Origin of the sequence: Rhizobium sp. AC27/96 (assembly GCF_001692325.1) — a bacterium.
Classification (GTDB): domain Bacteria; phylum Pseudomonadota; class Alphaproteobacteria; order Rhizobiales; family Rhizobiaceae; genus Rhizobium.
In genome coordinates this window covers 19,328-32,691 of the sequence record NZ_LXKN01000007.1, presented here as the reverse complement: position 1 = coordinate 32,691, position 13,364 = coordinate 19,328, and the positions used below count along the sequence as shown (strand labels likewise).

Here is a 13,364-nt window from a genome sequence, read left to right as displayed (position 1 = left end):
TCCCCGTGCCTGGCGATGCATGCGAGAGATCGTGCGCCTGTCTGGTGCGGATGATCGTGGCCACCCGCGCCGGCGGCGAACACCCTGCTATTGTGCCGGCGGATAGGTTGGGCTGGTCAGGCATTGGTCGAACCAGGTGGCATCGGCCTCCTCGAGAGGCCAGAGGCCTTCGACGTCAAGCTTGGGGAGATTCGGATTTGCCGATGAGAAGTGCTCATCCTTGTCAGGATTGAGCTTCCAGCTCGAATCTTCGCCTTTGTCGTTGCCCGCAGCGCAGATATCACCGGACTGGTCGCTGCACACGGCCGAAAGCTTCGCGGTATCGCCCTGAACGGTGCTGACCCCATAATATTCGTAGAGGGACCACGTGGCCCATTCCGTCTGTGCGCTGCAGAGCCGGTCCCTGTTTTGAACATGCATGGCGCCGTAGCACTGATAGGAGAAACTCGTCATGCTCTTGTCGTTCGGAATGAATTCGCAGCCGGCGTCAAATCCGGAAAAGGTGCCGCCGCTGTATTTTGCCAGGAAGCGACGCTGCGCTGCGGCCTCTGCCACAAACCCCTTGTCCGAACGATCGCTGAGGCGGCTGGTCCGATCGGTAATCGCCTTTCGAAGCTCGCTGACCGGCAATGGCTTGCCTTGCGAATCTTCACCCAAAGTAGCGTTGCGCGCTGCGATCCATCGGCGCTGACTACTGATGAGCATTGCCCGGACATCCGCATCCGGCGCTGTCTTCAGAAGCGCATTATAGGCCTGCCCCATTGCCGCATCGGCCGCCTTGAGGCTCGCATTGCCGCATATCCTGACATCGATGGGATCCGTTGCCTTGCTGCAATCGATGGCCCAGGCCGGCGTCGTGGCACCTATCGCGAGGAGTGTCAGCAACACCATCATCACACGGTTAAGCTTGGCTTTGGATCGATTGGCGAACATGAAACTATCTGCTCCGTGATTTCTGCAGTCCACACGAATCATGCCCGACCGTGAGGCCGAGGACTCGATCGCGCGCATGCGTCCCGACTCTCGAATGAGCCGGTTGTAGACGCTTTCCTAACTTGGAACGAGCGTGCATTTGTTATGGATGATTTCATGGAGGTTCGAACACCGTCAGGCAATGTGACGGGCCTGCACTTCGTCACGCTGCTGCACACAGGCCTGGACCGATCGCTGGGAAACGGTCGCCGTTTTCAAACGATGTCTTTCAGGCCATCCAACGGTCCGGACAGCGCGGTGCGGGGGGCAACGAGTTCCGGGCGAAGAAAATACACCTTCGGTGTCGACAATGGCTCCTTGATGAGTTCAAACGCCTTGGTGATCATGCCTTCGACGTCCTGCCGTATCATCAGCACCGGGAAGGGCAGAAAAGACGCGAATGGGTCATAGTCAAAGCAACCGACGACCAGATCGGCGAAAAGCTCGCGCGGATGGTTCGACATGAATCGCAAAAGTCCCTCGAAATTGATGGACGAATTGACGAACAATGCGCGCGGCAAGCGTTGCCGCTCGTTGAAAAATTTCTCGAATGCGACGCGCGCCGTGTTTGGCGAGTAGTTCGTCGGCTGAATTGACGCTTCGAAATCGCTTCCAAGCAGCTCACGCTTGACGTCTCTGAAGCCGCGGATGCGCTCGCGGCTGGCTTCGTCGTTTCGGCCACCAAACAGAAACAGCTCATCCGAGCTCAAGGGGTTGTCGGCGGGAAATTGACGAATAATCGCTTCCGTAAGGATGCGGCTACCTTCGTAGTTGTCGCTGACGACCGAATGCACCTTGGTTCCCGGCAAGTCGATGTTTATGTGCTTCAATCCGGCTGCCTCGCATATTTCATGCACGCTGTCCGGATCGGTCGCTCCGCAGATGAAAAGCTCGTCAATCGAGTAGGAAACAAGGGTTTCGGCGGTCTGTCGCTCCTCTTCCGGATCACGGCTTGAGCTTACGACGATCGGGCACTGCCCTCTCTTGCGTACATGCGCCTCGAATGTCTGCGCCATCGAGGAAAAATATCGGTTGTCATGGACCGGCAGCATCAGCCCGATAAGGCCGGAGCGGGAGCTGCGAAGACCTCTTGCTTGCTGGTTCGTCGTGTATTGCTGTTCTTCCGCCAGATTGCGTATCAGATCCGCGGTGCTTTCCTTGATCCTGCGCTTGCGCCAGGTGCCGTTCAAAACCGCACTCACGGTGGACGCTGAGCTGCCGGATAGGACCGAAAGGTCGTAGATCGTCGCCTTTTTCCTGCTGTCTTTCTTCATGCGCATCTCCTTGAATTCTTCTTAGCCTTCAAACCCCCTTGACGGAAAGGCAATTATGATCGATGTTTTCTGCACCATCGATTGTGCACACAAGAAATATCGATTGTGCATGTGATGGGTTGTTCAATAAAGGTGATCGCCGGGAGCGAGCGTCGCAGGCCATTTCACGCCCTGGAGGAGGGCGCCTGACGAGGTTGATTTTCCTGGTCAACAATAGTGGAGGAGAAATCATGAAGATATTCGCTTTGGCTGCACTTGCAGCAACGCTTTCGCTTGGCACCGCCATGTCAGCCTACGCCGCCGACACCGGAAAAGTTGGCGTCGTCGTCAAGATCGGCGGCATCCCGTGGTTCAACGCCATGGAAGCCGGCATCAAGGAGCAGGGCAAGAAACTCGGTGTCGATGCATCGATGATTGGCCCGACGAGTGCCGACCCGGCGCTTCAGGTGCGCGCAATCGAGGATCTCATCGCGCAAGGCGTCAAGGTGATCGGCGTCGTCCCGAATGATGCCAAGGTGCTCGAACCGGTTCTGAGCAAGGCGAGGGAAAAGGGCATCATCGTCATCACCCATGAATCGCCGAGCCAGAAGGGCGCCGACTGGGATTTCGAGCTGGCCTCCTCGACCGGCTTCGGTGAAGCCTATGGCAAGCTGCTGGCCGAGAAGATGGGCGGCAAGGGCGAATATGCCGTGTTCGTCGGTTCGCTGACGGTACCGCTCCACAATGCCTGGGCCGATGCTGCCATAGCTTACCTGAAGAAGAACTATCCCGATATGAAGCTCGTCGGCGACCGCTACGGCGTTGCCGAGGATGTCGACAAGAGCCGCAGCACAGCGCTCGACCTGATTTCGGCGCATCCCGATATCAAGGGCTTCCTTGCATTCGGAAGCCAGGGACCGATCGGCGCCGGCCGTGCCGTCGAGGAACGCCGCAAGATCGGCAAGATCTTCGTGCTTGGGCCTTTCTCTCCGGGCCAGGGCCAGAAGCTGCTGAAGTCCGACGCCATATCCGGCGGCTTCATGTGGAATCCCAAGCAGGCCGGTGAAGTCTTCGTGACGCTCGCGCAGAAACTGATGAAAGGTGAGGAGATCAAGGATGGCGAAACCATCGAGGGTCTCGGTGTGATCCACCCCGACTTCAAGAACCACAATATCATTGTCGATCAGCTGGTTCAGATCAACAAAGAGACCGTGGGCGACCTGGCCGCAATGGGCCTTTAATTCCGGGACGATTTCCTCCCGGCAGGCTGGGCTGGCTTCGGCTGGCCCGGCCAGTTCACCAATCAAATTTGCATCGAACGGATTATCTGGATGTCTCAGATCGATAGCGCGATTGCGAGCGGCAAGCCGCTGCTCTCGCTGCGCGACATCAATATCACTTTCGGTGGCGTCAAGGCTCTCAAGAATGTGGCCTTCGAGGTTCGCCCGGGCGAGGTTCATTGCCTTGCCGGTGAAAATGGCTCCGGCAAGAGCACTCTGATCAAGATCATCACGGGTGTCTATCAGCCCGCGCCAGGCGCCGTCATCGAATATGACGGTCAGGTCTACAGCCACATGTCGCCGGTTACCGCGCAGGCCAAGGGAATTCAGGTGATCTGGCAGGATCTTGCCTTGTTTCCCGAGATGAGCGTTGCGGAAAATATCGCGTTTCAGACCGTGCTTGGCCGCTGGCCGCGCCTCGTCGATTACCGTCAGATGCGACGGCTGGCGGTCAATGCGCTCAACCGGCTGGGTGTCACGCTTGATGTCGATCTGCCCCTCAAGGAGTTTGCGATCGCCCAACGACAGATCGTCGCCATCGCCCGCGCTCTGGTTGGCGAAGCGAAGATCGTCTTCATGGACGAGCCGACGGCATCGCTCACGCAATCGGAGACCGACCATCTTCTTCAGATCGTGCGCAATCTTTCCGCCTCCGGCGTGGCCGTCGTCTTCGTCAGCCATCGGCTTGCGGAGGTGCTTGATATATCGAGCAGGTTGACGGTGCTGCGAGACGGCGCGCTGGTCGGTGTCTATCCGACCGAGGGCATGACACAGTCGCGCATTACCGAATTGATGACCGGCAAGACATTCGACAATCAGGTGCGCGCGACGCCAAAGGACCAACAGCCCGTTGTCCTCGATGTCAAAGCGCTTAGCCGCCGTGGCCAATTCGACGACATTTCCCTGACGGTGCGAAGCGGCGAGACGCTCGGTATCACCGGCCTGCTCGGAGCCGGGCGAACGGAATTCGCTCTGGCGCTATTCGGCATGGCGAAACCGGATTCCGGAACGATCACGCTCGATGGTAAGCCGGTAGAATTTTCGTCCAATCGCGACGCGATAAAGGCCGGCATTGCCTATCTTTCCGAGGATCGCCTGTCGCTTGGGCTCATCCAGCCGCAATCGATCGCCGATAATCTGGTGATCTCGTCCTTGCGGAAAATTCTCGCCGGCGGCTTTCTCTCCGATGCGAAGAAAGAGAGCCTCGTCAGCCACTGGATCCGCGAACTCGGGGTCAAGATCGGCCGGCAGCAGGATGCGATCTCCACATTATCAGGCGGCAATCAGCAACGCGTCGCCATCGCCAAGTGGCTGGCGACCGATCCGAAGCTGCTGATCCTTGATGCGCCGACGGTTGGCGTCGATGTCGGGGCACGCGCAGGCATCTTCGACATCGTCGCAGAACTTGCCAAGAGCGGTCTCGCGATCATCCTGATTTCCGACGAGGTGCCGGAAGTCTACTTCAATGCCGACCGTGTTCTGCACATGGCACAGGGCCGGATCGTCGGCTCCTTCGATCCACGGCAATGCTCCCTTCACGATATCGAGGCTGCCGTCTATGCGTAATTTCATCAGCACCCACGCGACGGAAAGCTCCCTGCTTGCGGTGACCATCGTCATCTGCGTGTTCCTGTCCTTCGCAACCGACACTTTCTTCTCGCTCGGCAACAGTTTCGACCTGCTGAATACCAGCGCGGTCAATATCATCTTCGCGGTCGGCCTCCTCGTGGTCCTGATCGCCGGCGGGATCGATATCTCCTTCGCGGTCGCCGCCTCAGTCGTCCAATATCTGACCGTGATCGCGCTTGGCTGGATCGGCGGGGGAGGTTGGGTTTCAGGCCTGCTGATCGCAGCGTCGATCGGCATCCTGCTCGGAGCGATCAACGCCTTTCTCATTCACCGCTTTCGCATCATTTCCATCGTCGCGACGATCTCGACGTTCAACATCTATTTCGGGCTCCTGATGTTCTTCACCAAGGGCGTTTCGATCTATGATCTGCCGGATTGGCTGACGACCAAGGTGGTCCTGTTCGAGCATGAAATGCCCGACGGCAGCTGGATCGAAATCACGCTTCCGGCCCTCGTCATGGTGGCCTGCGTCGTCGCCACCTGGATACTCATCACCTGCACTACAATCGGTCGGCAACTCTATGCCTTTGGCGACAATCCGGAAGGCGCACGCCGTTTCGGCATCAATATTGGCGCCATGCAGTTCATCGCCTTCGGATGGCTGGGATTGATGGCCGGGATCGGTGGCCTCGTGCAGGCTCACTATGCCCAGGAGGTCGTTCCGAACGCGCTCTATGGACGTGAACTCGATGTTCTCGCGGCGGTCGTCCTTGGCGGCGCACGCCTCGGCGGCGGCAAGGGATCGGTGTTCGGCTGTGTTCTCGGCGTGCTCCTGATTTCCATCACGCAGAACGGACTTAACCTGATGGGTGTCTCGCCTTTCGCCTTCAAGATGATCATCGGTGCCATCATTCTGATTGCCATCACGCTGTCGAATACGCGGATCGAGCGCCTCATGCCATTTATGCGCAAAGAGGGAGACGCGTGATGACCGCACTCATGCAGAGTTTCCAGAAGCGCTTTGGCGCCGAAATGGCCGGTCCGTCGCTCGCCTTCCTTGCGGTCATGCTGTTCTTTGGGATCGCGTCGCCGCAATTCCTGAGTGCTGCGACCTTCGGTTCGGTTGCCTTCCAGCTTCCGGAGCTGGGTCTGCTGACGCTTGCCATGCTGCTGCCCATCCTGACAGGCGGGCTCAATCTGGCAATTACGTTTACGGCGAATATCGCCGGCCTTACCGTCGCCTGGGTCCTGCTGGCAAATGGAGGGGCCGATGCCGGTCCGTTTGCCTTCGCGCTCGGCTGCATGCTGGCGGTTGCTGTTGGAACGGCCAGCGGCTTGGTGATGGGCTTCGTCGTCGCCTATACCCGCGCCCACCCGATCCTCGTCTCCCTGTCGATGATGATCTTCCTGCGCGGTCTTGGCGAATTCCTGACGCGCGGTGGCGACGTCTCTGGTTTTCCGGCCTTCATCCAGCCTCTCGGCCAAGGAACGCTGCTCGGTGTACCCGTGCCGCTTATCGTTTTCATTGTCTGCGTGGTGCTGTGGCATCTGTTGCTCACGCGCACGAAGCTTGGCTTCAACACCTATATGATCGGCTCGAATATCGAGGCCGCTCGCTACTCCGGCGTCAACACGCGCAAGGTCGTGGTGCTTGTCTATGCCCTTTCAGGCGCCATGTGTGCGATTGCAGGCATCATCATGCTGGCCCGCTTCAACTCCGTTCGCGTCGGCCACGGCGAATCCTATCTGCTGATCACGGTGCTTGCCTGTTTCCTCGGCGGCATCAATCCATTCGGCGGCTTCGGGCGCGTCATTCCGGTGTTCGTGGCGCTCGTCGTCCTGCAGCTCCTGTCATCGGGCTTGAACCTGATGGGTGCCAATCAGCACCTTGCGACGGCTGTTTGGGGCCTGCTCCTCGTCGGCGTGATGATCCTGCGCTGGGTCGCATCGCACTACAAATTCCCCACCAATAGAAAAGGATGAAAGCTATGGAAGGCTTTGGTGTTCACACCAGCATGTGGACGATGAACTGGGACCGGTCAGGCGCGGAGCGGGCCGTTGCCGCCGCTGTCAAATACAAGGTCGACTTCATCGAGATCCCGATGCTCAATCCTCCGGCGGTCGACACAGCTCACACAAAGGCATTGCTTGAAAAACACAAGCTGCGGGCAGTCTGCTCCCTGGGTCTTCCCGAACCCGCCTGGGCATCGGTCCGCCCGGAGGCTGCGATCGAGCATCTCACCGTCGCAATCGACAAGACCGCCGAGCTTGGCGGCGAGGCGCTCTCCGGCGTCATCTATGGCGGTATCGGCGAACGCACTGGCGTTCCTCCAACGCAAAAGGAATATGACAATGTCGCCCGGGTTCTGACGGCCGCCGCCAAGCATGCCAAGGGTCTTGGCATCGAGCTTGGGGTTGAGGCGGTCAACCGTTACGAAAATCATCTGATCAACACCGGCTGGCAGGCGGTCGAGATGATCGAGCGCGTCGGCGCCGACAATGTCTTCGTTCACCTCGATACCTATCACATGAACATCGAGGAGAAGGGCGCCGCCAACGGCATTCTGGCAGCGCGTGACCACCTCAAATACATCCACCTGTCGGAGAGCGATCGCGGCACGCCTGGTTACGGCACCTGCGACTGGGATGAAATCTTCGCGACCCTTGCGGCGATCGGCTTCAAGGGCGGGCTTGCGATGGAAAGCTTCATCAACATGCCGCCGGAACTGGCCTACGGATTGTCGGTCTGGCGGCCGGTCGCCAAGGACGAAGAAGAGGTCATGGGCAACGGCCTGCCGTTCCTGCGCAACAAGGCGCGGCAGTATGGCCTGATATAGGGTCATCGACTGAATCGATCCCGTTTGATTGCCTTGGGCTGGAGGATTATCCAGCCCAATTGCATTGAACGCTCCTGCCCGCGATGGCGCAGGGCGCCGAAGGTCTCGGATGATCCGCGTCGCCCTGGCTTCTACGCCGCGCGACTTCGAAGACGAAGCGGATTAAACGCAAGCGACCCATGGTTTTCTTGAAAGACGACTATCGAAATGTTTCTGAGTATTGCCTTGTGCCCGATTGAGGATACATCGCACCATGTGGAAACAATCGGGAGTTTTATATGAGGAAAATTATCCTAACAAGCATCGCAGCTCTGGCATTCGCCGCACCGGCCTTTGCGCAGGCAACAACCGATCAGATGGAAATGGCTTACAATTCGGCTCGCAATCAGCTTGGCATCCTGAAATATTGCCAGACCTCGGGCCACATAGACGGCGCAGCCGTTGATGTGCAGCAGAAAATGCTCACCCTCATCCCGCCGCCGTCAGACAAGGCAAAGGGAGATGCAGCGGAAGAAGAGGGCCAGAAAGGCACGATTTCCGCGATGGGCATCACTCAGAATCTTGCAGCCTCTGCAAAGGCGCAGAACGTCACCGAGAAGCAGTTCTGCGAAACCATTGCAAATGCGGTGGTGCAGGCCGGGGCACAGCTCCCGAAGTAACCAAGCTGGTCGTGGCGGCGAAAGCCGCCACATTCCCTCAGCCTTTCCAAATCATTTCCCGAGCCAATGGTATTCGGCAATCGAAGCCTTGCCGGTTTTTTTGTCGTATAGGCACATGAGGTTCACGGTCTGGGCGCGCCCCTTGGCCTTTCCGAGCGACCCGCGCAGCAGGAGCGCAACCTTGCCGGTTGCGTCATCGAAGACGATCGGGGCGGAAACTTCAGGCGTGTTCATGCGTGACATGCCGATACACGTCCCATTCACCTTCGCGAAAAGCGCATTCCAGGCATCATCGCTCGAAGCGAAAGATTGTGCAGTCGTGGCCAACAGGACCAGCGCGGTGGTAGCCAATTTTACGAACATTTCCTTGCCTTTCACTTTCAGAATCGAATCGCGGGATATGCAGCCATTGTGCCTGGCGCAAAGCGAGGGCAAAATAAGGGCGTGCAATGCCAAGTGGAATAGAGAGCGTAGCGATATCAAGCTAGGTGTTTAAAATTGAGCTGCCGCGCTTGCCTAAAAATGGTTGCCCGAAGCTCGAACTCTCTCATGGCGAGGTAGGTCTGACCGAGCCGATCGATTCTCGAAATTGACGAGGCGTTGTCCCCGTTCGTTCCTTGAAGATTTCGTAGAAGCGGCTGCTAGAGCCGAAGCCGCAGTCAAAGCCGATCTGCAGCACCGGATCGTTGGTATCCGTCAGCCGCTGCATTGCCCTCGCGATCCGATAGCGCGTGAGGTAATCATTCACCGACATGCCGAGAACACTTCGGAACGCCTTGTTGGCGGTGCTTGCGTGTATGCCCGCAAGCTTTGCGAGATCCGTTACACTTATCGGGTTTGCATATTGAGAATTGATCAGATTGGTAAGCGTCTCCACATAACGAACCGTCTGCCCGCCCGACGAGACCGGCGAGATGGATATGGTGGAATCGGCCCTTTCTGAATTGTCCAGGATAAGGCGCCTCATTCGCAGCCTCACTTCCTCCACGATCAGCCTCTGCCTGACAGCATTACCCGTGCGCCATTCCTTTTCCCATCGCGGGACCATAATTGTGTCTGGCGTCTCGCGATTCCCCTCGCGCAGAAACCGACCCTGCATGATCGCCTGCCGGGCCTCTCCATCGATCGGCAAGGCAAGGAAATCGACGAGGGGAAGATAGGCGCATACAAGCGGTGCGTTGGCTGATACCGCGATGGTCTGATGCGGAATGGCGGCCCAGAAAAGGACCAATCGCCCGGCCTCGACCCGTTCCTGCCTGCCATTGAAGAGATAGGTCATCTCGCCCTCCATGAGCAGATTGACCTCGACATGATCGTGCCAATGCGCTGCGGCCATCGTGTCTGCCGTGTGCCGTTCGATCAGGAACTGGCCTCTGGATCCGATCCATTCTCCGCGCTCGTGATTGCTTCTCATTATGCTTCAGACTCGGATTCCGGAATTAATAGGCCAATAGCAGGAAGAAATTCTGGTTTGGAAGGCGCATTAGCATTGGATGACCTGATGGGAGATTGCAATGCCGAAGATTTGTCTGGTGGGTGCGGGCAGCACCGTTTTTGCGCAGAATATTCTGGGCGACGTCCTGTCGTCGCAGGGCGGCGGTGACTATGTCATCAGCCTGTTCGATATCGATCCGGAACGCCTGAAGACGTCGGAGATCGTAGCCCGGCGGATTTGCGCGTCGCTCCAGCTTGCAAATGTCCGGGTCGAAGCGACGCTCGATCGGCGCGAAGCGCTGCGCGGTTCCGACTTCGTGATCCTGATGATGCAGGTCGGCGGCTACAAGCCTGCAACGGTGACCGACTTTGATGTGCCGAAGAGATACGGCCTGCGGCAGACGATCGCCGATACGCTGGGAATCGGCGGCATTTTCCGCGGGCTGCGAACCATTCCCGTGCTGGAGGCGATCTGCCGCGACATGCAGGATGTCTGCCCGCAAGCGCTCCTCATGCAATACGTCAACCCGATGGCGATCAATTGCTGGGCCATCAAGGAACTGGCCCCGGAGATCCGGACGGTCGGTCTCTGCCACAGCGTGCAGCACACGGCCGCCCACCTCGCTCAATGCCTCGGCGAGACTATTGCCGACGTGAACTATGTTTCGGCCGGCATCAACCACGTCGCCTTTTTCCTGAAGTATGAGAAGGTGCATGGCGATGGGCGACGGGAGGATCTTTATCCGCGGCTCAAGGCGCTGGCCGCCGAAGGGCGCGTTCCGTCGGACGATCAGGTGCGGTTCGATGTGCTTAAAAGACTTGGCCACTTCGTGACCGAATCCAGCGAGCACTTTTCCGAATACACCTCCTGGTACATCAAGGAGGGGCGTGCGGATCTTGTCGACCAGCTCAACATCCCCTTGGACGAATATATCCGCCGTTGCGAAGTGCAGATAGAGGAATGGCACGCTCTGCGGAAGGAACTGGAAGGCGACAAGCCGATCGAGGTCTGCCGCAGTAATGAATATGCCGCCGGCATCATCCATGCCGCAGTCACCGGCAACCCGGCATTGATCTATGGCAATGTGCCGAACAATGGGTTGATCGACAATCTGCCGACCGAATGCATCGTCGAAGTGCCTTGTCATGTCGATCGAAACGGCATTCAGCCGATCCGGATCGGACGCATCCCCTCGCAGCTCGCCGCCGTCATGAATTTGAGCGTTTCCGTGCAGCAACTGACCGTCGAGGCGGCCTTGACGAAAAAGCGAGACCGCATCTACCAGGCGGCGCTCCTCGATCCGCATACCTCCGCGGAACTATCTCCGGACCAGATCTGGAAGCTCGTGGACGATCTGATCGAGGCGCATGGCGACCTCCTGCCCAGCTATCATTGACGCGGAGCCGCCTGGGGAACGGGCGGCAAGGCAATGCATAATCAAGTGCGATCCTGTCACAGAGCGCGCCGTCGATTTGACGGCGCGTTTTTGTTTTAACGCATCGCCAATTGATCATAAAAAATCAGAAATCTGATTGACAATGATCTTTTTGGATGAAAATGTGATTGAAAATAAGGCTAAGACCATGGGAGTTCTTCGTTGAGCCAGGCAGTTGGAGTAAAGGTCGATCGTCTCGATGCTATTCGCAGCCATCTTTATGCGAACGGCTTTTCGACCATCCAGGCGCTCGCCGATGCGATCGGGGCTTCGCTTGCCACAGTTCGAAGAGACCTGCAGATTCTGGAGCAGGAAGGCGCGATCGACCGGGTTCATGGCGGCGCGCGGATTGCCGAGGGATCATCGGTCGAAGTTGCGTTTCAGGAGCGGGAAAAGCGCCATCTGTCGGCCAAGCGGGCGATCGCTACCGCGGCCTATGAGCTGCTGCATCCGCGCACGGCCATCTTTCTCGATGCGGGAACAACCGTCCTGCAGCTTGCCCGCCTCATTCGCATCAACCCCATGCCGCTCAGGATCTTCACCAACGGGCTGACGGTTGCACAGGAATTCCTGAATATTCCTAACCTCGAAGTGGTGCTTCTCGGCGGTCAACTGCGCAGCGAGAATGCATCATTCGTCGGGCCGCTGGCGGAGGCGATGCTCGAGACAATTTGGTTCGATCAGCTTTTCCTCGGCGCAAGCGCAATCAGCACCGATGGCGCGATCTACAGCGTGGATAGCGCGGAGGCGAGCCTCAACCAGCGCATGCTGGCGCGATCGGCCAATCGTTTCGTTCTGGCCGATTCATCAAAGTTCGGGACCATGGCGACCTACAAGGTCGCGCCGTTGAATGCTGCAAAAGTCATCACCGACTCCGGGCTGACGCGCCACTGGCGCGACGAACTGGTCAACTTCGGCGTCGATACGACAATCGCCGATGCGGGGGCAAAGGAGTGAGCGACGAGCTGATCCTTGGCATCGATGGTGGTGGAAGCAAGGTGCTGGTTGCCCTTGCAGACCGAACCGGCCGGATCTTGCGGACATCCCGCGGCAGCGGCGTCAACCCCATGGACAATCCGAACTGGCTGCAAGAGCTGGAGCGGCATCTGCAGCCCTTTCGCGATGAACCACGACTAGCGGCTGTTGCCGCTGCCCTGCCTGCCTATGGCGAAGTCGAGCGCCTATCGGCGCTTCAACGCGATGCTATCGAACGGGCATTTCCACATATCCGCCGTCAGGTGCTCAACGACGTTGACGCAGCGCATCTCGGTGCATTTGCTGGCCAACCGGGCATTCTCATTCTATCCGGCACGGGTTCGATGTCATGGGCACGCAATGCCGCCGGCACCTCTGCTCGCACGGGCGGATGGGGTGATGTGATCGGGGACGAAGGCAGCAGCCACTGGATCGGGGGCAAGGCGCTCAACCTCGTCAGTCAGAGCCTGGACGGACGTGCTCCCGCGACCGCGCTGGCTAAGGCCTTGTTCTCCCGGCTTCATCTCGATGCGGCGGATCCGATGAACGGGCTTGGCGATTGGGTCAGCGGGCTTGCCAATCCACGAGCGGAAATTGCCGCACTGGCGGCGCTGGTCGATGAGGTTGCCCAAGGTGGCGACGAGGGCGCTCTGGGGCTGCTTGAACAGGCAGCCGACGAGCTCGCCAGACATCATCGGGCGATTGCCGAACATTGCGATCCGGGCGCCGAATGGACCTATGCCGGCGGCACTTTTTCGAGCCGCATCCTCCTGAGCGCGCTTGAGCGCCGCATTGGCAGGCCGCCGGCTCAGCCGAAACTTCCCCCTATTGGTGGCGCGCTCCTGGCCGCTGCCCAACTTCTCGACTGGCCCCTGGAAGAGGGCTGGTGCGAGCAAATCGCGGCCACGGCCAAAGGCGGTGACCGCGCATCCAAGTGAATTGAGCTCAA

At 58.6% G+C, this 13,364-nt stretch carries 13 protein-coding genes; 9 read left to right on the top strand and 4 right to left on the bottom strand.

The window, feature by feature from the left end; all coding sequences use genetic code 11:
• Positions 1-87: 87 nt before the first annotated feature.
• Positions 88-933: a lysozyme inhibitor LprI family protein gene (locus tag A6U86_RS08970; protein WP_068389345.1), complete on the bottom strand. Its 846-nt coding sequence runs from the start codon at positions 931-933 to the stop codon at positions 88-90.
• 254 nt (positions 934-1,187) lie between these two features.
• A complete protein-coding gene (locus A6U86_RS08965; protein WP_068389693.1) occupies positions 1,188-2,246 on the bottom strand; it encodes a LacI family DNA-binding transcriptional regulator in 1,059 nt (352 codons plus the stop codon).
• Positions 2,247-2,476: 230 nt separating this feature from the next.
• Here A6U86_RS08965 and A6U86_RS08960 point away from each other — a divergent pair, with 230 nt between their 5' ends.
• The 6 genes from A6U86_RS08960 (at position 2,477) to A6U86_RS08935 (ending at position 8,570) form a co-directional block, all read left to right on the top strand.
• The gene (locus A6U86_RS08960; RefSeq protein ID WP_068389342.1) at positions 2,477-3,466 is read left to right on the top strand and encodes an autoinducer 2 ABC transporter substrate-binding protein; all 990 of its coding nucleotides are present in this window, start codon (positions 2,477-2,479) and stop codon (positions 3,464-3,466) included.
• A gap of 90 nt (positions 3,467-3,556) precedes the next feature.
• Complete coding sequence (locus A6U86_RS08955; RefSeq protein WP_068389339.1) at positions 3,557-5,071, top strand: sugar ABC transporter ATP-binding protein; 1,515 nt, start codon at positions 3,557-3,559, stop codon at positions 5,069-5,071.
• Positions 5,064-6,062: an ABC transporter permease gene (locus A6U86_RS08950; RefSeq protein ID WP_068389335.1), complete on the top strand. Its 999-nt coding sequence runs from the start codon at positions 5,064-5,066 to the stop codon at positions 6,060-6,062. The genes A6U86_RS08955 and A6U86_RS08950 overlap by 8 nt, the downstream gene beginning before the upstream one ends.
• Positions 6,062-7,057 carry an ABC transporter permease gene (locus A6U86_RS08945; RefSeq protein ID WP_068389332.1) on the top strand — a complete coding sequence of 332 codons (996 nt, stop codon included), beginning with the start codon at positions 6,062-6,064 and terminating at the stop codon, positions 7,055-7,057. The genes A6U86_RS08950 and A6U86_RS08945 overlap by 1 nt, the downstream gene beginning before the upstream one ends.
• A gap of 5 nt (positions 7,058-7,062) precedes the next feature.
• Entirely contained in the window at positions 7,063-7,911 is an 849-nt protein-coding gene (locus A6U86_RS08940; protein ID WP_068389329.1) for a sugar phosphate isomerase/epimerase, read from the top strand.
• A 278-nt stretch (positions 7,912-8,189) separates the two neighbouring features.
• Entirely contained in the window at positions 8,190-8,570 is a 381-nt protein-coding gene (locus A6U86_RS08935; protein WP_068389326.1) for a pore-forming ESAT-6 family protein, read from the top strand.
• 51 nt (positions 8,571-8,621) lie between these two features.
• Here A6U86_RS08935 and A6U86_RS35815 read toward each other — a convergent pair whose 3' ends face one another.
• Together A6U86_RS35815 and A6U86_RS08925 are read right to left on the bottom strand one after the other, a co-directional pair.
• On the bottom strand, positions 8,622-8,813 hold the full coding sequence (locus A6U86_RS35815; protein WP_244509855.1) for a hypothetical protein: 192 nt from the start codon (positions 8,811-8,813) through the stop codon (positions 8,622-8,624).
• 304 nt (positions 8,814-9,117) lie between these two features.
• Positions 9,118-9,984: a helix-turn-helix domain-containing protein gene (locus A6U86_RS08925; protein WP_068389323.1), complete on the bottom strand. Its 867-nt coding sequence runs from the start codon at positions 9,982-9,984 to the stop codon at positions 9,118-9,120.
• Between the two features lie 100 nt (positions 9,985-10,084).
• Between A6U86_RS08925 and A6U86_RS08920 the strand changes: the two genes are divergently transcribed.
• From A6U86_RS08920 to A6U86_RS08910, 3 genes are all read left to right on the top strand, one after another.
• On the top strand, positions 10,085-11,401 hold the full coding sequence (locus A6U86_RS08920) for an alpha-glucosidase/alpha-galactosidase (RefSeq protein WP_068389320.1): 1,317 nt from the start codon (positions 10,085-10,087) through the stop codon (positions 11,399-11,401).
• Positions 11,402-11,602: 201 nt separating this feature from the next.
• Positions 11,603-12,397 carry a DeoR/GlpR family DNA-binding transcription regulator gene (locus tag A6U86_RS08915; protein WP_068389317.1) on the top strand — a complete coding sequence of 265 codons (795 nt, stop codon included), beginning with the start codon at positions 11,603-11,605 and terminating at the stop codon, positions 12,395-12,397.
• Positions 12,394-13,353 carry an N-acetylglucosamine kinase gene (locus A6U86_RS08910; RefSeq protein ID WP_068389314.1) on the top strand — a complete coding sequence of 320 codons (960 nt, stop codon included), beginning with the start codon at positions 12,394-12,396 and terminating at the stop codon, positions 13,351-13,353. The genes A6U86_RS08915 and A6U86_RS08910 overlap by 4 nt, the downstream gene beginning before the upstream one ends.
• Positions 13,354-13,364: the final 11 nt, after the last annotated feature.

Coding starts and splice junctions, on each gene's coding strand:
- A6U86_RS08970 (WP_068389345.1), bottom strand. CDS start 933: ATGTTCGCCAATCGATCCAAAGCCAAGCTTAACCGTGTGATGATGGTG.
- A6U86_RS08965 (WP_068389693.1), bottom strand. CDS start 2,246: ATGAAGAAAGACAGCAGGAAAAAGGCGACGATCTACGACCTTTCGGTC.
- A6U86_RS08960 (WP_068389342.1), top strand. CDS start 2,477: ATGAAGATATTCGCTTTGGCTGCACTTGCAGCAACGCTTTCGCTTGGC.
- A6U86_RS08955 (WP_068389339.1), top strand. CDS start 3,557: ATGTCTCAGATCGATAGCGCGATTGCGAGCGGCAAGCCGCTGCTCTCG.
- A6U86_RS08950 (WP_068389335.1), top strand. CDS start 5,064: ATGCGTAATTTCATCAGCACCCACGCGACGGAAAGCTCCCTGCTTGCG.
- A6U86_RS08945 (WP_068389332.1), top strand. CDS start 6,062: ATGACCGCACTCATGCAGAGTTTCCAGAAGCGCTTTGGCGCCGAAATG.
- A6U86_RS08940 (WP_068389329.1), top strand. CDS start 7,063: ATGGAAGGCTTTGGTGTTCACACCAGCATGTGGACGATGAACTGGGAC.
- A6U86_RS08935 (WP_068389326.1), top strand. CDS start 8,190: ATGAGGAAAATTATCCTAACAAGCATCGCAGCTCTGGCATTCGCCGCA.
- A6U86_RS35815 (WP_244509855.1), bottom strand. CDS start 8,813: ATGTCACGCATGAACACGCCTGAAGTTTCCGCCCCGATCGTCTTCGAT.
- A6U86_RS08925 (WP_068389323.1), bottom strand. CDS start 9,984: ATGAGAAGCAATCACGAGCGCGGAGAATGGATCGGATCCAGAGGCCAG.
- A6U86_RS08920 (WP_068389320.1), top strand. CDS start 10,085: ATGCCGAAGATTTGTCTGGTGGGTGCGGGCAGCACCGTTTTTGCGCAG.